Consider the following 16,724-nt stretch of genomic DNA (forward strand, 5'->3'; position numbering starts at 1 on the left):
GGCCGGCGCGCGGCGGGCCGGTTCAACCGGCGGGCAGTCGCCGCCGGTCGATATTCCGTTGGAGCAGGTCGTTTCCGCGCTCCTATAGTGGCGGCCATGCGCGCCTCCTACCCCCGAACCCCTCATGTGCCCTGGTCACCGGGCTTTTCCGCGGACGATGTGCGGGCCGGTGCTCTGGGCGGGTTCATGGGGCGGGAGATCGTCGTCACCGAGAAGCTCGACGGGGAGAACACCACGCTGTACGCGGACGGGCTGCATGCCCGCTCGCTGGATTCCGCGCACCATCCGTCGCGAGCGTGGGTCAAGGCCCTGCAGGGACGGGTGGGGGCGCGGATACCTGCGGGGTGGCGGGTCTGCGGAGAGAACCTGTACGCGCGGCACTCGATCCCGTACGACGACCTGGACAGCTACTTCTACGGGTTCTCCGTGTGGGACGAGCGTGACCGGTGCCTGGGCTGGGACGAGACCGTGCGGTTCCTGCGAGGGCTGGGCGTGCCGGCGCCGCCGGTTTTGTGGCGGGGGACGTTCGACGAGCGGGCGCTGCGGCGGCTGCGGGTGGAGACCGGGCGGCAGGAGGGTTACGTCGTACGCACCGCCGAGGGCTTCGCGCGGGAGGACTTCGCCGGGCGGGTCGCCAAGTGGGTGCGGCCCGGGCACGTCACGACGGGGACGCACTGGATGCACGCGGCGGTCGTCGCCAACGGGCTCGGACCCGCGGCCGCGCTGTGGGCGGTGCGGTCCGGGGCGGCGCCGGACGCGGAGGCCCTGGGCGGGGTCGTGGGCGTGGCGGACGGCGACGCGGACGCCGCCGCCGAGGTGGGTGCCCGGCTGGACACGCTCGGGCGGAGCGGCGACGCGCGACTCGCGGGGGTGCTCGCCGCGCTGCTGCACCGCACGCGACGGCCGTGGCTGATGAGCCGCGCCGCCGGATCTCTGGGCGTGCCGCTCGCGCGGCGGGTCGCCGACCTGGTGGGACTGCACGCCGCCGTGCACCGGCCGTACCCGGACGCGGAGCGCCGGGCCGGACTCGTGCGGATGTCGTTCGCCGCCGACCTCGGGGTGCTGCACGCCGTGGCGGGGGCGGTCGCGCAGGACGAGCAGGCGCGGGAGCAGGCGCAGTGGTCGGCTCTGCACGCCGAGGAGGCCGGGCTGCTCGGCGAGCGGCCGCTCGGGCCGCTGCGGTCCGGGCTGCGCCGGGCGCTGGCGGGGGAAGCGATCGGCGGCGCGGCCGGGGACCGGTGCTGGGCGGAGGCACGGGAGCTGTACGCGCAGGGGCGGGTCTCCACGGTGGAGGAGGCCGTCGCGGCGACCTGGCGGTGGCGGAGCGGGGACTTTCCGCGGCTGGTGCACCTCGTGGGGCCGTCGGGCAGCGGCAAGAGCGCCTTCGCGGCGCGACTCAAGGACGTTTCGGCGCGCGTCGAACTGGACGGACTGCGTGCGGCGCGCGGTTCGCGGGCGGACCAGAAGGCCAACGGGGAGGTGCTGCGGGAGGGGCTGGAGCGGCTGGACGGAGCGCTCGGCGCCGGTGGGACGGTGGTGTGGGACGCCACATCGCTCAACCCGCACCAGCGGTCCCTGGTGCACGCCGTGGCACGTCGCCGGGACGCGCTGGTCACGCACGCCGTGGTGCTCACCGACGAGGACGAACTGCTGCGCCGCAACGCCACGCGCGCCCATCCGGTGCCGGCGGACGTGCTCACGGGTCAACTGCGCCGGTTCGTGCCGCCGTATCCCGGTCAGGCGCACCGCACCTGGTACGTGGGTGCGGACGGGACCGTGCAGGACCGCGACGGCACAGTGGACGACGGCACACTGGACGGGGAGGACGGCTGATGCGTACCAGCGAGGAGATCTATCACCGCGTGCGCTGGGACCCCCGCTTCGACCCCGCGCGGTTCGTGCTCGGCATCAACCAGCGCGGCGCGGCGCCCAAGCGGGTGCCGCTGCCGACGTTCGTGCCGGGCGGCGAGATCCCGTGGCACCGGGTGCTGTTCGTGGAGGCGGACGGCCAGGTCGTGTGGGACCGCGCCACGGGCGTGGACCGCGTCGACGCGTCCGGCGCCGGCCGGGTCCGCGAGGCACGGCGGCTGCGGGCGCCCTTCTTCACGGCACGGCCGCCGCACGCGTGGGACGCGTCCGCCGGCCGTTGGATGCCCGCGGCGTCCGCCCGGGGGGAGACGGGGCGGGACCGGGTCCGGGTGCTGACCTGGAACACCCTGTGGGACCGCTACGACAGCGACCGCATCGACACCGCCCTGCGCCGCCCGCTGCTGCTGGACGCGCTCGAACGCGCCGACGCGGACGTCATCGCCCTCCAGGAGGTCGAGGCGGGGCTGCTGGCCATGCTGCTGGACGCCGCCTGGGTCCGGGCCCACTACACCGTCGGCACCGACCCCTACGGGAAGGACGTCGACGACTGCGGTCTCCTCCTCCTCAGCCGGCTGCCGGTGCGGGAGGCGGCCCTGCACGTCCTCGGCCACCACAAGGCCGTCACCGCCGTCGTCGTGGACACGGTGTCCGCACCGCTGACCGTGGCCGCCACCCATCTGACGAGCGACCACTCCGAGGACGGGCCGACCCGGCGCGGCGCCGAACTGACCCGGCTCGCCGAGGGGCTGGCCGGGGTGGCGGGTGGCCTGGTCCTGGTCGGCGACTTCAACGACGGAGGACCCGGCCCGGCGCGCACGCTCGGCATGCGCGACGCCTGGACCGAGGCGCACGGGCCGCACGATCACACGCCCACCTTCGATCCCGGCGTCAATCCGCTGGCCGCTGTCTCGTCGCTGTCGGGCCGCGTCTCGCGTCTCGACCGCGTCTTCGTCCGCCCCGGCGACGGTCCGCGCGTCACCGGGGCGGCGCTGCTGGGCGACACGCCCACCTCGTCGGGGCTGTTCGTCTCCGACCACTACGGGGTCGCCGCCGACCTGCACTGCGGTGCCGACGCGCCCGTCGACGTGCTCGACGTCGCGCCGACACCCCGTACGGCACTGGCGTGGGTCCCTCCGCGCGCACTGTGGCCTGCGCTCCAGGACGTGCGCCGCGACCACGACGTGCAGATCCGGCGCTGGCCGCCGCACGTCAACGTGCTGTTCGGGTTCGTCCCCGAGTCGGACTTCGAGCGGGCGGCCCCGCTGCTGGCCACGGCGGCCGCGCAGGTCGCGCCGTTCACGGCACGGCTGGAGGGACTGCACACCTTCGGCCACCGGGACGGCGCCACGGTGTGGCTGGACCCCGCGGCCGAGGACGACACGCCGTGGGCGGAGCTGTGGCAGGCGCTCGTGCGGCGCTTCCCGCGCTGCCGTGGACGCCACGACGGATTCACCCCGCACCTGAGCCTCGGCCGGACCGCCGACCCTCGGGCCGTCGCCGTCGACTGCGCGGCCCGTCTCTCCCCGATGACCGCGCGGGTCGGCGAACTGGTCCTGCTGTCCCGGCGGGGCGAGGAACCGATGCGGCCGCGGGCCACGGTCGCCCTCGGCACCGGCGAGGTGCGATGGCTTCCCGAGCCTGCCCTCGGCAGGCCCGACCGCGGGTGGCAGGACTGGGCCGCGCCCGCCGCCGACGCGGCCGTCCAGCCCGCTTCGGACGACGCGGCGGCCGAGCAGGTCGTGCGGCGCCTGACGGACGCGCTCGGCGAGGGCGCCGTCCGTCTCGCGGGGTCGCGGCGCATGGGCTGCGCGCTCGCCGGATCCGATGTCGACGTCGTCGCGGCGCTGCCCGGCGCCGTGGACCTCGCGGCCGTGCGGGAGCGGGTCACGGCCGCGCTGCCGGGCGTCGAGCGGATGCGCGAGGTCGTCGGCGCGCGCGTGCCGGGTCTGCGGTTCCGCTTCGGCGGGCTCGACGTGGATCTGGTGGTCGTGGCCACGGGGTCGATACCGGCGAAGGACGCGCCGGCCCGGCGGGCCGAACTGGGGGAAGAGGCGGCGATCGCGCTCAGCTCGGTCTCCGACGCGGAGGCTGTCCTGACGGCCGTGGGCGTCCACCGACGACACCAATTCGTGGTGCTGGCACGAGGAGTGAAGGCGTGGGCGCGGGCGCGCGGCCTGGACGGGGCACCGTTCGGCGGTCTGCCCGGAGTGGCCTGGGCGGTGCTTGCGGCTCTCACGGTCCGCCGGTCCCCGGACCTCGTGGACTCCGGCGATCTGCTGCGACGGTTCTTCGGCACCTGGGCCGCGTGGGACTGGCGGGAGCCCGTCGGTCTCGCCCCAATGGGTCGCGGGACCGGCGCGGCCGTGACCGTGCTGACGCCCAGCGCCCCCGTGCGCTCCTGCACCGAACAGGTCGGCCCGCACGGCCGGGACCTGCTGAGCCAGGAGCTCTACCGGGCCTGGGAGACAGTGGAGAGCGCGGCCGAGTCGGGCACGGATCCCTGGCCCGAGCTGCTCTGCCCGCCGCCGCTGCACCGACGGCACGCGGCCTGGGCCGTCGTGACGGTCCCGCGCCGGCAGGAGGAAGCCTTCGACGAGCTCAACGGGCGCGTACGCGGACGCATGCGCGCGCTGCTCAGGGCATTGCAAGAGGCGGGGGTGCAGGACGCGCACGCCTGGCCGCAGCCCCTGGCCCCCGGGCCCACGTCCACCGAGGGAGCCTCGAGCGCGCGCTACGCCATCGGGCTGGGGCACACACCGCTCGACGCGGAACGGCTCGCGGGCATCGCCGACCGATGGGGCACCGGCCTGCCGGGCGTCCAGGTGACACGGGTCGAGGGCGGGGCGATTCCCACCGTGCGCTGACATCGACGACCGCCGTGCGCCGACACATGACGACCGCCGACGCGCCGGGCCTGCCACGTGCACGCAAGTCCGCGCCCTGCACGCGCCCGCCGCGCGACAGATCCTGCAGGCCCGGCAGGAGGTCGAAGGCGGCGCAACCGGGCGGGAAATCGTCAAAGCCTGCCGGTGAAAGGCGTATTGACCCAGCGGCGATAGGCGTCCACGTCGACATTGCTGCCGCACACGACGGTGGCCACATGCCGGCCGGCGAAGCGGTCACGGTTTTCGAGGATCGCCGCGATGCCGAGCGCGGCCGACGGTTCGACGACGAGGCCGGCGTGGTCCAGGAGCATCCTCATACCGGCGACGATCGACGCCTCCTCGACCAGGACGGCGTCGTCGGCGACCAGGAGCAGGTCGTCCAGGACGGCCCGGATGGGGCGTCGGCCGGCGACACCGTCGGCGATGGTGTCGGTCGAGTCGGTGGTGACGACGCTCCGTCGGCGCCACGAGTGGGTCATCGCCGGTGCGCCCAGCGGCTGGACGCAGACCACCTCGACCTCGGGCGCCAAGGCCTTCACCACATGACCCACCCCGGTGGCCAGCGCCCCGCCGCCGAGAGCGATCAGGACCGTGTCGAACGACGGCGCCCTGTCCACCAGTTCCAGGCCGATGGTCGCCGCGCCCTCACAGGTCTCGATGTCCAGACTGTCCTCGACCAGCCGGATGCCCTCGTGCCGCGCGACCGCCACCGCCCGCTCGCGGGCCATCTCGAAGTCGCCGTCCACCAGCTCAAGACTGGCCTCCAGCGCGCGGATGCGATCAAGCTTGGCCGCGGACGCGAAGCGGGATGCCACGACGGCGACCTCGAGCCCCCGGGAGCGGCCGGACCAGGCGAGGGCCTGGCCGAGGTTGCCCGCACTGGCGCACACCACGGCTCGGGGGCCGTGGTCGGCGAGCAGGCTCGCGACGACCTCGGTGCCGCGTGCCTTGAAGCTGCGGACGGGGTTCGCCGTTTCGAGCTTGATGCTCACGGCGCACCCGAGCCGGGGCTCCAGCGCCTCGCAGCGGTACAGCGGAGTGTCGAGGAACACCGGGTCGATCACCCGGCGAGCCGCCCGGATACGAGCGGTGTCGAGGCGTGTCTCCTGCACGACATGGCAGCGTAGTGCCGCCCGCGCTGCTCCATCGAGCAATTGTCCATTCCTGCGGGTCGGTTGAGTTCGATCCGGCTGTGTGAACCTCGGGGCGCTCGACGACGTGGCCGGGCCCGAAGCGCGGCTCCGGCGCGACGAGGGCGGCGACGTCGGGTGCGTACCCGGATCGCCGATGTGCCCGGGTGGACCCGACCCGGTGGACACATGAAGAGAACCATCTCCTCCGCTTGTCCGTACTATCTCTCCATCAGTGCTCTGCACAGGGCTTCGCAGTGGTGTGCCCGGCAGGCATCGACCCGCCCGGAGGGCGGGCCCGGCAGGTCCGTCGACTGCCGCCTCACACCGAGGAAAGGTTGTGCGCTTCATGTCCGAGAACGCCTCCGCCACCGAACTCACCTCGCAGTACACCGCTCAGGTGACCGCCGACCTGGAACGCAACACCAAGGAGCAGGAACGTGTCGGCGTGGAAATCGCCGCCCTGCAAGAGCAGTTGGCATCCCTCCAGCGGGATCACACGGTGCTCGTCAACATCCAGCAGGCCATCGACGCGGTGCCGGTGCCCGACACGACGGCACCGCCGTCCGGCAACGTCCCGGTGCCCGCCCCGCGCAAGAAGGCCGCCCCGTCCGGCACGGCCAAGCGGACCCGGCCGAGCAAGAAGACCCAGCCGAGCGGGAAGACCGGCGCCCAGCCCGCCGAGACGGCCGACAAGACGGCCCGGAAGTCGGCCGGGAAGCCGAGCGCGGGCAAGGCCGAAGCCGCGCAGACGGCCCAGCCGACCCTCGTGGACCTGGTCCGCCGCCACCTCACCGAGCAGAGCGAACCCCGCTCGGCAGCGGAGATCGCCACCGCCCTCGGCCAGGCCCACCCCGAACGCGCCATCAAGACCACCGTGATCCGCACCACCCTCGAAGGCCTCGTCGCCAAGACCCAGGCACAGCGCTCCAAGCAGGGCTCGTCCGTCTTCTACACCGCCGCCGACTCGTCCCGGTCCGCCGCGACCGCCCAGTCCGAGGAACAGCCCGCGCCGGCCGACGCGTGACACTTCCCGTTCCGTGTCTGCGGGTCAGCCCGAAGACACGGAGAGGGAAGGCACCTGAGGCCCGCCGTTCGACGCGCCCTCCTCACCCAACAGCTCGACTCGGCCGACGGCTGACGGCTGCCGAAGGGGCCGTGCGGAGCCCGTCGGGCAGGTCTGAGGTGACGAAGCCGTCGAGGGAGACCGAGATGTCGGCGATGATACGAGTCATACTTCCGGTCAAGCGCCGCCTCCCCATCATTTCTACAGTGCTGTAGATTCGATTCGGGCGCAACCGCGCATGACATCCCGATCGGTCCCGACCGGTCTCGACCCGTCTCAACCAGGAGGAAGACAGTGGGAGTTTCCCTGTCCAAGGGTGGCAACGTATCCCTGAGCAAGGAGGCGCCGGGCCTGACCGCGGTCCTGGTCGGCCTGGGCTGGGACGTGCGGACGACCACGGGCACCGACTACGACCTCGACGCCTCCGCCCTGCTCCTGGACGCGTCCGGCAAGGTCCTGTCCGACCAGCACTTCGTCTTCTACAACAACCTGAAGAGCCCGGACGGTTCGGTCGAGCACACCGGCGACAACCTCACCGGTGAGGGCGAGGGCGACGACGAGTCGGTCAAGGTGAACCTCGCCGCCGTACCCGCCGAGATCGACAAGATCGTCTTCCCGGTCTCCATCCACGACGCCGAGAACCGTGGTCAGAGCTTCGGCCAGGTCCGCAACGCGTTCATCCGTGTCGTCAACCAGGCGGGCGGCCAGGAGATCGCACGGTACGACCTGAGCGAGGACGCCTCCACCGAGACCGCGATGGTCTTCGGCGAGCTGTACCGCAACGGCGCGGAGTGGAAGTTCCGTGCCGTCGGCCAGGGTTACGCCTCCGGGTTGGCCGGGATCGCCGCCGACTTCGGCGTCAACGTCTGACCGGGGCGGCTTCCTCATGTTCGGACTGAGCGAATTCGCCATCCTCCTCGTCGTCGTCATTGCCGTCCTCGCCGCCAGGAAGCTGCCCGAACTGGCCCGTTCGGCCGGAAAGTCGGCGCGCATCCTGAAGGCGGAGGCGCGGGCGGCGAAGGAGGGGGAGTCCCCCGACGGGGAGCGTCGGCACCCCAACTGATCCGTAGCCGCCGGTGGGTACGACCTCGGGCCGGTGTCCTCCCTGAGATGTAGGCGCCAGGAGTACGAGCGGCCGGAAGAGGGACGTCCGGGAGGACGTCCCTCGGACGGGGCTCGGTGAGAATGAACCGGTGATGAACGTCGAGGCGGCCGGCCGGATACGCGAGGCCGGGGCCGCGCTGGTGCGTCCGGTCGCGCCGCTGCCCCGGCCGACCCGGCGCAACCTCCTCTTCGACGCGCTGCTCGCTCTGGTCCTCGCCGTGGCCGCAACCGTCTACGCCCTCAGTGCCGGGGTCGGCCGGAGCTACCTGCTCGTCGACGGCGTGGAGCGGGCGCGGACCGGAGCGGACACCTGGCCCGGTGCCGTCGTACCCGCGCTCCTGGTCACGCTGCCCCTGGCGCTGCGCAGACGATTTCCCCTGGCCGTGCTGTGGGTCGTGCTGGGCGCGGGGATCCTCGCTCCGGACGGCGAGGCCCGGATCGTCTTCTACTCCTTCGTCGTCGCCACCTACAGCGCCATCGCCCACAGCCCGTACCGTGCGGCGATCGTGGCCGGTCCGCCTCTGGCACTGCTCGTGCTCGCCTCGATCGGCGACGCCGGGGTGCCGGCCGTCCCGGACCGGTACGTCCCCCTGCTCGTCCTCCTCCCGCTCGCCATGGCCGCGTACGGCGTACGTACCTGGCGGGCCCGTGCCGACGAACGGCAGACACGGATGGCCGAGCTGGAACGCGAGCGGGCCGCGGAGCTGCGCCGCGCGGCCGAGCAGGAACGGGCCCGCATCGCCCGCGAACTCCACGACGTGGTCACCCACCACGTCAGCGTGATGGTCATCCAGGCCGGCGCCGCCCGTACGGTCCTGGACGCCGCGCCCGCGCAGTCGCGTGAGGCGCTCCTCGCGATCGAGGCGGGGGGACGCGCCGCCATGACGGAGCTGAGGCATGCCATGGGCCTGCTCCTGATGAACTCCGGTGACGACCGTGACGACATCGGGGCGGTCTCGGCGGACACGGCACCGCCGCCGGGCCTCGACCAGGTGGAGGAACTCGTCGGCAGGGTGCGCGCCTGCGGCCTGCCCGTCGAGTTGACCGTGACCGGCGCGCGGCTCCCGGTGCCGGCCGGGATCGATCTCGCCGCGTACAGGGTGGTGCAGGAGGCGCTGACCAACACCATGAAGCACGCGGCCGGAGCCCGGGCGGCCGTGACCATCGCCTATGGGGAGTCGGACCTCGGCGTCGAGGTCACCGACACCGGCGGCGCTCCCGGCGCTCCCGCGGGAACCGGCGACGGACACGGCCTGCTGGGCCTGCGCGAGCGCCTCGGCGTCTACGGTGCCACCCTGCGCAACGGCCCGGCTCCTGACGGCGGTTACCGTGTCGCGGCCCTGATTCCGCTGCTGCCCCGGGAGAAGACGACGTGACCGACGGCCCGCCGCGGGTGGTGGTCGCGGACGACCAGATCCTCGTCCGCACCGGCTTCCGCATGATCCTCACGGCCCATGGCATCGACGTGGTCGCCGAGGCGGGTGACGGCGAGGAGGCCGTCGAAGCGGTCCGGCGCACCCGCCCCGACGTGGTCCTGATGGACATCCGCATGCCGAGGCTCGACGGCCTCGAAGCCACCCGCCGTATCCTCACCGGCGCCCCCGGCGAACCACGCGTGATCATCCTGACGACGTTCGACCTCGACCACGTGGTCTACGACGCTCTCGCGGCCGGCGCCGCCGGCTTCCTGCTCAAGGACGTCACGCCCGAACACCTGGTCGCCGCCGTCCGGTTGATCCGCACCGGGGACGCCCTCCTCTCCCCGGCCATCACCCGCCGCCTGGTGGAACGCCACGGCGGAGGCGGGCACGGACAGCGTGCCCGCGGCGAGCCCGGCACCGGAGGCGGACACCGGGAGGACGGCCGCGCGGCATCGGCCGCCGGGGCCGGCGACCGCCATCCCGACCTGACCGCGCTGACCCCGCGCGAACTCGAGGTCCTGGGTCTGCTCGCCCAGGGTCTGAGCAACACGGAACTCGCCGCCCGGCTCCACCTGTCCGAGACGACCGTCAAGACACACGTCTCCCGCATCCTGGCGAAGCTCCGACTGCGCGACCGCGTCCAGGCGGTGATCGTCGCCTACCGGACGGGACTGGTCAGTCCCTCAGGACAGTGACAGGACAGTGAAGCGCTTCGACCGACAATGCCCAACATGGCTTCACAGGCCGCCATGGACGAGGTGCTCCGGCAGGCCGCCGACGGGTCCGACGAGGAGAGCACCGCCGCGGCGTCGGCCGCCGACGCCGCGCAACGGGCGATCGAGGCCGCGGCAGCCGCCGAAGCCACTGCTCGGCAGGCCGTCCAGAACGCCGTGCAGGCCCTCGCGGCGGCCGTCCCTGGCATCCGTGCCGCCGCGCGGAACGCGGCGGCGAAGGCCGCCGAGGGCGCGCGGGAGGAGGCCGCGCTGATGCGGGCATGGGGTGTCGGGCCTCGGCCTGCCCGAGCTGCGCGCGGTGTTCGCCGCCCGCTGCGCCGCCGGGGAGCTGATGCTCTACGACAGCCAGGGAGAGCAGAGCACCGGCCGGGGCGCCGTCATCGCGTGCGTGGACACCTCGCACTCCATGTACGAGGCAGGGCCCGGCGGAGTCACCCGGGAGGCGTGGGCCAAGGCGTGCGCCCTGGCGCTGCTGGACCAGGCCCGCCACTGCGGGCGGGACTTCGTCGGCATCCTGTTCTCCGCCGCCGACAAGATCCAGGTCTTCCGCTTCCCGGCCGGCCGGCCCGTCGGCACCGACCGGATGCTCGACTTCGCGGAGACCTTCCTCGGCGGCGGCACCAGCTGCCAGCGGCCGCTGAGCACGGCCGGCGAGCTGCTGGAGGAGGAGTTCGACGACACCGCCCGCGCCCGCGGGGACATCGTGCTGATCACCGACGACGACTGCGGCGTCACCGAGGAATGGATGCGCGGCTGGAACGACACCAAGCACCGGTTGGGCTTCCGGGTCTTCGGTGTGGCCGTCGGCGCCCCGCGCGCCGCCGCGGCCGGCTCGGTTCCGGAGGCCCTGTGCGACAACCTCCGCTCGGTCGAGGACTTCACCGACGTGCACGCCGCCGCCGACCTCTTCCGCGTGATCTAGCGCCGGTCGAGGCGGCCCGAGGCATCCGGTTTAGACACCACCGCACTTCGGCACGACAGGGCTCCGGTGCCGACGGACTTCGATGCAAGCGGGTTTCGGCGACAGCACGGTTTCGGCGACAGCGGGTTTCGGCGTGCTCGTTGAGTATCCGTACTCAGGCGCTCTCCTCCCCCGCGGCACGACACTGAGGCTCCGATCGCCCTTACCGGAGGTTCCCTCGTGTTCAGCCGTGCCGTCATCGCCCTGACACCGTTCTTCGGGCGGCTCACCGTCACCAGTGAGATCAAGCTGCGCCTGCCCGCGGGGACCCTCTTCGTGGCCAACCACGACTCCATGGCCGACCCCGCCGTCGTCATGACCGCGCTGCGGCAGCTCGAGCTCGAGCCGGTGGTGATGGCGACCGCGGGACTGTGGCGCATACCGCTGCTCGGCAGAGCGCTGAGCCGTGACGGTCACATCCCGGTCCACCGGCGTACGGCGCACGCGGCGCTGGCTCTCGACGCCGCCGCCGAGGCACTGGCCGGCGGCCGGCACGTGCTCCTCTACGGCGAGGGCCGGCTGCCGCGCCGCAGGGACGCGGCGGCCACCGCGCCCGAGCCGTTCCGTACCGGGCTCGCCCGTCTGGCACAGGCGACCGGCGCGCTGGTGGTGCCGGTGGGCCACGCGGGCGCCCGGCGGATCGCCTCGGGGTCGGCCGCGAAGCAGCTGGCGGGCACGTTGACGGCGCCCGTCCGGCGTCCGCACTGCCATGTCCACCTCGGGGCGCCGATGCGGCTGCCCGCGGAGACGGAGCGCGGCACGGCGGCCGCCCGACTCGCCGTCACCGCGGCCTGGCGGACGGCGGCCCGCGCCGTGGGCGAACACCCGAAGTAGCCACCGGCGAACCCGCGAGCCAGCATCGGCGGCCCCTGCGAGACAGCCACCGCGGACCCGTGAGGCAGCCGCCAGCCGAAGCGGCAGCAACCGCACGCGGACCCCCCCAGCGGCCGCCCCCCGGCACCCGGATCAGACGCGGCTGTCAGCGCTCCGCGGGCGGTGGCGCCGTGCTCTGCCGCAGCACCAGCCGCGTCGGTACGAGCGTCGTTCCGTGTTCCGAACCGTCCGGACGCATCTTGCGCAGCACGGCCTGGACGCAGAGCCGGCCGACCTCGGCGAAGTCCTGGTGCAGGGTGGTGAGCGGGGGCAGGAAGGAGCCGGCCTCGGGGATGTCGTCGAAACCGATGACGCTGACGTCCTCGGGCACCCGGCGCCCGGCTTCGTGCAGGGCGCGCAGCAGGCCGAGGGCCATCTGGTCGTTGGCCGCGAAGACGGCGGTGCATTCCTCCCGGGCGGCCAGCTCACGGCCGGCCAGGTAGCCGGACTCCGCCGACCAGTCGCCCCTGACCAGGGGCGGCGCCGTACGGTCCGCCTCGGTGAGGGCCGCCCGCCAGGCGTCGGCGCGGCGCTGTGCGGCGAACGAGTCCTCGGGGCCGCCCAGATGCCAGACGGTGCGATGGCCCAGTTCGAGGAGGTGCTGGACGGCGGTCCTGGTGCCGCCGGCCTGGTCGGTGTCCACGACGGTGTAGTGGTCGCCGGCGTCGGAGTCCACGACCACGACCTGGACGTGCGGCGGAAGTTTCACGGTGGCCGCGTCCAGCAGGTGGACCTCCATGATGACGATCACCGCGTCCACGGCCAGTTCCTCCAGCCGGGAGAACGCGCCGCGCACCTCGTCGGTGGTGGGGACGGCCACCGGGAGCAGTGTCACGGCATATCCCTCGGCGGCCGCCGAGGTCGCGATCGCCTCCAGGGTGCGCACGTTGCCGGTCGTGGACAGCGTGAACGTGATGACGCCGATCGTGCGGAACTCACCGCGCTTGAGGGCGCGGGCGGCGCTGTTGGGGCGGTAGCCGAGTTCCTTCATGGCCTCGAGGACCTGCTGCCGGGTCTCCTCGTTCACACCCGCGTAACCGTTGGAGACCCGCGAGACGGTCTGCGAGGACACCCCGGCGAGCCGTGCGACGTCCGCCATGGAGGCGGTGGCCCGGCCGCGTCCCGGCACTTGGGCCGGTGTTCTTTCAGCCATGTCCACTCGGTGTGCCCACCTCTCTGTCGGCGCAGGTGCCACGGTCTCCCCGGAGGACCCTTGACCATCGTTATCGGGGCAGTGTAGACATGCCGCCATCAGATGTTTACGTAAACATAACAGCTTGCCGAGCCTCTTGCGTGGCTGATGTTTACGTAAACATCATGGTGGCGGTGGGGCGTTCGGAAATCTCCGCGCAACACCGCCCCGGTTCCAGGACTGGACGAGCGAGGAACGACATGACGACGCTGCAACCGCCGGTGGCCGCCGAGCCGCGGCCGGCACCTCCTCCGGCGAAAGGGGACCGCCGCTCCTGGACGGGGTGGGGTTTCATCGGTCCCTTCGTGGCCGTTTTCGCCCTGGTCTTCCTGGCCCCGATCATCTACTCGATCTACCTGAGCCTCTTCCGGGACCAGCTGATCGGCGGCAACCAGTTCGTCGGGCTGGACAACTACACGCGGGCCCTGCAGGACGACGCGTTCTGGTCGGCAGTCGGCCGGGTGGCACTCTTCCTGGCGATCCAGGTGCCGATCATGCTGGGCATCGCCCTGCTGGTGGCGCTGGCACTGGACAGCGGCCGGCTCTACGGCAAGAGCTTCTTCCGGATCACGATCTTCCTGCCGTACGCCGTGCCCGCCGTGGTCGCCACCCTGATGTGGGGCTTCATGTACGGCACCAAGTACGGCCTGGTGGGCGACATCAACTCCGCGTTCGGTGTCACCCTGCCCGACCTGCTCTCCCCCAGCTGGGTGCTCGCCTCCATCGGCAACATCGTGACCTGGGAGTTCGTCGGGTACAACATGCTGATCTTCTACTCGGCGCTGCGGGTCATCCCGACCTCGCTGTACGAGGCGGCGGAGATCGACGGCGCCGGCCAGTGGCGGATCATCAGCTCGATCAAGCTGCCCGCGATCCGGGGCGCGCTCGTCATCGCGACGATCTTCTCGATCATCGGCAGCTTCCAGCTCTTCAACGAGCCGAGCATCCTGCGTCCGCTGGCGCTGAACGCCATCACCACGGACTACACGCCGAACTTCTACACGTACTCGCTGTCCTTCAACGGCCAGCAGCACAACTACTCCGCGACGGTGGCCATCATCATGGGCGTCATCACGATGATCGTCGCCTACGCCGTCCAGCTGCGCGGCATGCGCAAGGGAGCGTGACCCGTGAGCACCTCTGTCACCGCCTCCCCCGTGAAGAACACCGCCCCGAGGCTGCGAACCCCCCGTAAGAACCACACCCCGGGCAAGCCCAAGCGCAATGTGCTGCTGACGGTGCTGATGGCCCTGATGGCCCTCTACACCGTGGTGCCGCTGATCTGGCTGGTCATCAACGCCACGAAGACCCAGTCGGGCCTGGCCGACTCCAACGGCCTGTGGTTCGCCCACGACTTCGCCCTGTGGGACAACATCCGGACCACCTTCACCTACCACGACGGCATCTTCGGCCGCTGGCTGCTGAACACCCTGCTGTACGTGGTGCTCGGTGCGGGCGGCGCGACACTGCTGGCCGTGCTGGGCGGGTACGCACTGGCGAAGTTCCAGTTCCCCGGCAAGCGTGCGATCTTCGCCGTGGTGATCGGTGCGGTCGCCGTACCGGCTACGGCGCTGGCCGTGCCCACCTTCCTGATGTTCAGCAAGATGGGGCTGACCGACACCCCGTGGGCGGTGATCATCCCGTCGCTCGTGTCGCCGTTCGGCCTCTATCTGATGTGGGTGTTCGCCGCGGAGGCGATCCCGACCGAGCTGCTGGAGGCGGCCCGGATGGACGGGGCGAGCGAGGTGCGGACCTTCTTCCAGGTCGCGCTGCCGCTGCTGGCCCCCGGGATCGTGACCGTGCTGCTGTTCACCACGGTCGCCACCTGGAACAACTACTTCCTCCCGCTGATCATGCTGAAGGACCCGGACTGGTACCCGCTGACGCTGGGTCTGAGCGCCTGGAGCTCCCAGGCACAGACCATCGGCGGCGACGTGATCTTCAACCTGGTGATCACGGGATCCCTGCTCACGATCATCCCCCTGATCGCCGCCTTCCTGTTCCTCCAGAAGTACTGGCAGTCCGGCCTCGCCGCCGGAAGTGTCAAGGAGTGACGTGGGCTGCGCCCCCAAGCCCCACATTTGAGCACCACCGGCACCACCCCCACCCTCACCTGTCCCACCCACGAAGAAGTGGAAGCAGCCCCATGCGCAGAACAACGAGCCGCATCCTGCGCGGCATCGCCCTCGTCTCCACCCTCGCCCTGGGCGTCACCGCCTGCGGCGGCTCGGACGACGACTCCGACACGAAGGCCGTCTCCGCCGACGACATCCAGGCTGCCCTGGACAAGGGCGGCGACATCACGGTCTGGGCCTGGGAGCCCACCCTGAAGACCGTGGCCGCCGACTTCCAGAAGAAGTACCCGAAGGTCAAGGTCAACCTGGTCAGCGAGCGCTCCGGCGACAAGCACTACACCGCGCTGTCCAACGCGATCTCGGCCGGCAAGGGTGTCCCGGACGTCGCCCAGGTCGAGTACTTCGCGCTCGGCCAGTACTCCCTGACCAAGGGCCTGACCGACCTGGCCCCCTACGGCGCCGACAAGCTCGCCTCGAAGTACACGCCCGGCCCGTGGAACGCGGTCAGCGACGGCGACAAGGTCTACGGCCTGCCGATGGACTCGGGCCCGATGGCGCTGTTCTACAACAAGACGGTCTTCGACAAGTACAAGATCGCCGTCCCGACCACCTGGGACGAGTACCTGGACGCGGCCCGCAAGCTCCACAAGGCCGACCCGAAGGCCTACATCGCCAACGACACCGGCGACGCGGGCCTGACCACCTCCCTGCTGTGGCAGGCCGGTTCGCGCCCCTACAAGGTCGACGGCACCAAGGTCGCCGTCAACTTCGACGACGCGGGCGCCAAGAAGTTCGAGACGGTCTGGCAGAAGCTGATCGACGAGAAGCTGCTCGCCCCGGTCACCGGCTGGACCGACGACTGGTACAAGGGCCTGGGCGACGGCACCATCGCCACCCTGGCCACCGGCGCCTGGATGCCCGCCAACTTCGTCAGCGGCGTCCCGAACGCCACGGGCCAGTGGCGCGCGGCGGCGATGCCGGCCTGGACGGCGGGCGACAAGGCGAGCGCGGAGAACGGCGGCAGCTCGCTGGCGGTCCCGGCGCTGGCCAAGAACAAGGAACTCGCCTACGCCTTCACCGAGTACGCCAACTCCGGTGACGGTGTCGCCACCCGGGTCAGCGAGGGTGCCTTCCCCGCCACCAAGGCGGAGCTGGAGTCGGCCGCGTTCCAGAGCAAGAAGTTCGACTACTTCGGCGGCCAGGAAGCGAACAAGATCTTCGCCGAGTCCGCGGCGAACGTGGCGAGCGACTGGTCGTACCTCCCGTTCCAGCCGTACGCCAACTCGATCTTCAACGACACCGTCGGCAAGGCCTACGTCTCCGGCACCAAGCTGGCGGACGGTCTGAAGGCCTGGCAGGACGCCTCGATCAAGTACGGCGAGGAGCAGGGCTTCACCGTCGAGAAGTAGTCGGT

13 protein-coding genes and 1 pseudogene are annotated in these 16,724 nt (G+C 71.9%); 12 read left to right on the forward strand and 2 right to left on the reverse strand.

Translation table 11 applies throughout. From position 1 onward, the window contains the following. The first annotated feature begins 96 nt into the window (after nucleotides 1-96). Entirely contained in the window at nucleotides 97-1,833 is a 1,737-nt protein-coding gene (locus OG933_RS04280; protein WP_405625455.1) for an RNA ligase family protein, read from the forward strand. Further along, nucleotides 1,833-4,733 (forward strand): poly(A) polymerase, encoded by a 2,901-nt coding sequence (locus OG933_RS04285; RefSeq protein WP_405625457.1) that lies wholly within the window; start codon nucleotides 1,833-1,835, stop codon nucleotides 4,731-4,733. Before OG933_RS04280 ends, OG933_RS04285 begins: the two co-directional genes overlap by 1 nt. A 152-nt stretch (nucleotides 4,734-4,885) precedes the next feature. Here the strand turns inward: OG933_RS04285 and OG933_RS04290 are convergent, their stop codons facing one another. Beyond that, nucleotides 4,886-5,866 (reverse strand): threonine/serine dehydratase, encoded by a 981-nt coding sequence (locus OG933_RS04290; RefSeq protein ID WP_405625459.1) that lies wholly within the window; start codon nucleotides 5,864-5,866, stop codon nucleotides 4,886-4,888. 367 nt (nucleotides 5,867-6,233) lie between these two features. On the opposite strand from OG933_RS04290, the gene OG933_RS04295 reads away from it, so the two are divergent. From OG933_RS04295 to OG933_RS04325, 7 genes and pseudogenes are all read left to right on the forward strand, one after another. Beyond that, nucleotides 6,234-6,911: a hypothetical protein gene (locus OG933_RS04295; RefSeq protein WP_405625461.1), complete on the forward strand. Its 678-nt coding sequence runs from the start codon at nucleotides 6,234-6,236 to the stop codon at nucleotides 6,909-6,911. A 333-nt stretch (nucleotides 6,912-7,244) separates the two neighbouring features. Further along, on the forward strand, nucleotides 7,245-7,820 hold the full coding sequence (locus tag OG933_RS04300; RefSeq protein ID WP_020129565.1) for a TerD family protein: 576 nt from the start codon (nucleotides 7,245-7,247) through the stop codon (nucleotides 7,818-7,820). A 16-nt stretch (nucleotides 7,821-7,836) separates the two neighbouring features. After that, a complete protein-coding gene (locus tag OG933_RS04305) occupies nucleotides 7,837-8,013 on the forward strand; it encodes a twin-arginine translocase TatA/TatE family subunit (RefSeq protein ID WP_405625463.1) in 177 nt (58 codons plus the stop codon). A 133-nt stretch (nucleotides 8,014-8,146) separates the two neighbouring features. Beyond that, nucleotides 8,147-9,430: a sensor histidine kinase gene (locus OG933_RS04310; RefSeq protein ID WP_405625465.1), complete on the forward strand. Its 1,284-nt coding sequence runs from the start codon at nucleotides 8,147-8,149 to the stop codon at nucleotides 9,428-9,430. 62 nt (nucleotides 9,431-9,492) lie between these two features. Then, nucleotides 9,493-10,170 carry a response regulator gene (locus OG933_RS04315; RefSeq protein ID WP_405633231.1) on the forward strand — a complete coding sequence of 226 codons (678 nt, stop codon included), beginning with the start codon at nucleotides 9,493-9,495 and terminating at the stop codon, nucleotides 10,168-10,170. A gap of 39 nt (nucleotides 10,171-10,209) precedes the next feature. Then, nucleotides 10,210-11,131: pseudogene (locus OG933_RS04320) on the forward strand (VWA domain-containing protein); the annotation flags it as partial. Between the two features lie 219 nt (nucleotides 11,132-11,350). After that, nucleotides 11,351-12,004, forward strand: coding sequence for a lysophospholipid acyltransferase family protein (locus tag OG933_RS04325; protein WP_362521980.1), 654 nt, complete (start codon nucleotides 11,351-11,353; stop codon nucleotides 12,002-12,004). A 145-nt stretch (nucleotides 12,005-12,149) separates the two neighbouring features. On the opposite strand, the gene OG933_RS04330 is transcribed toward OG933_RS04325, so the two are convergent. Beyond that, nucleotides 12,150-13,142, reverse strand: coding sequence for a LacI family DNA-binding transcriptional regulator (locus tag OG933_RS04330; RefSeq protein ID WP_037735481.1), 993 nt, complete (start codon nucleotides 13,140-13,142; stop codon nucleotides 12,150-12,152). A 293-nt stretch (nucleotides 13,143-13,435) separates the two neighbouring features. On the opposite strand from OG933_RS04330, the gene OG933_RS04335 reads away from it, so the two are divergent. The 3 genes from OG933_RS04335 to OG933_RS04345 all read left to right on the forward strand — a co-directional run bounded on the left by OG933_RS04335 (nucleotide 13,436) and on the right by OG933_RS04345 (nucleotide 16,719). Further along, on the forward strand, nucleotides 13,436-14,362 hold the full coding sequence (locus OG933_RS04335; RefSeq protein ID WP_020129570.1) for a carbohydrate ABC transporter permease: 927 nt from the start codon (nucleotides 13,436-13,438) through the stop codon (nucleotides 14,360-14,362). Nucleotides 14,363-14,365: 3 nt separating this feature from the next. Beyond that, complete coding sequence (locus OG933_RS04340) at nucleotides 14,366-15,289, forward strand: carbohydrate ABC transporter permease (RefSeq protein ID WP_362521983.1); 924 nt, start codon at nucleotides 14,366-14,368, stop codon at nucleotides 15,287-15,289. A 92-nt stretch (nucleotides 15,290-15,381) separates the two neighbouring features. Continuing rightward, entirely contained in the window at nucleotides 15,382-16,719 is a 1,338-nt protein-coding gene (locus tag OG933_RS04345; protein WP_362269532.1) for a sugar ABC transporter substrate-binding protein, read from the forward strand. The last annotated feature ends 5 nt before the right edge of the window (nucleotides 16,720-16,724 follow it).

The organism is Streptomyces sp. NBC_00016 (assembly GCF_045040885.1).
GTDB classification, from domain to species: domain Bacteria; phylum Actinomycetota; class Actinomycetes; order Streptomycetales; family Streptomycetaceae; genus Streptomyces; species Streptomyces coriariae.

Coding starts and splice junctions, on each gene's coding strand:
- OG933_RS04280 (WP_405625455.1), top strand. CDS start 97: ATGCGCGCCTCCTACCCCCGAACCCCTCATGTGCCCTGGTCACCGGGC.
- OG933_RS04285 (WP_405625457.1), top strand. CDS start 1,833: ATGCGTACCAGCGAGGAGATCTATCACCGCGTGCGCTGGGACCCCCGC.
- OG933_RS04295 (WP_405625461.1), top strand. CDS start 6,234: ATGTCCGAGAACGCCTCCGCCACCGAACTCACCTCGCAGTACACCGCT.
- OG933_RS04305 (WP_405625463.1), top strand. CDS start 7,837: ATGTTCGGACTGAGCGAATTCGCCATCCTCCTCGTCGTCGTCATTGCC.
- OG933_RS04310 (WP_405625465.1), top strand. CDS start 8,147: ATGAACGTCGAGGCGGCCGGCCGGATACGCGAGGCCGGGGCCGCGCTG.
- OG933_RS04315 (WP_405633231.1), top strand. CDS start 9,493: ATGATCCTCACGGCCCATGGCATCGACGTGGTCGCCGAGGCGGGTGAC.
- OG933_RS04330 (WP_037735481.1), bottom strand. CDS start 13,142: ATGGCGGACGTCGCACGGCTCGCCGGGGTGTCCTCGCAGACCGTCTCG.
- OG933_RS04335 (WP_020129570.1), top strand. CDS start 13,436: ATGACGACGCTGCAACCGCCGGTGGCCGCCGAGCCGCGGCCGGCACCT.
- OG933_RS04345 (WP_362269532.1), top strand. CDS start 15,382: ATGCGCAGAACAACGAGCCGCATCCTGCGCGGCATCGCCCTCGTCTCC.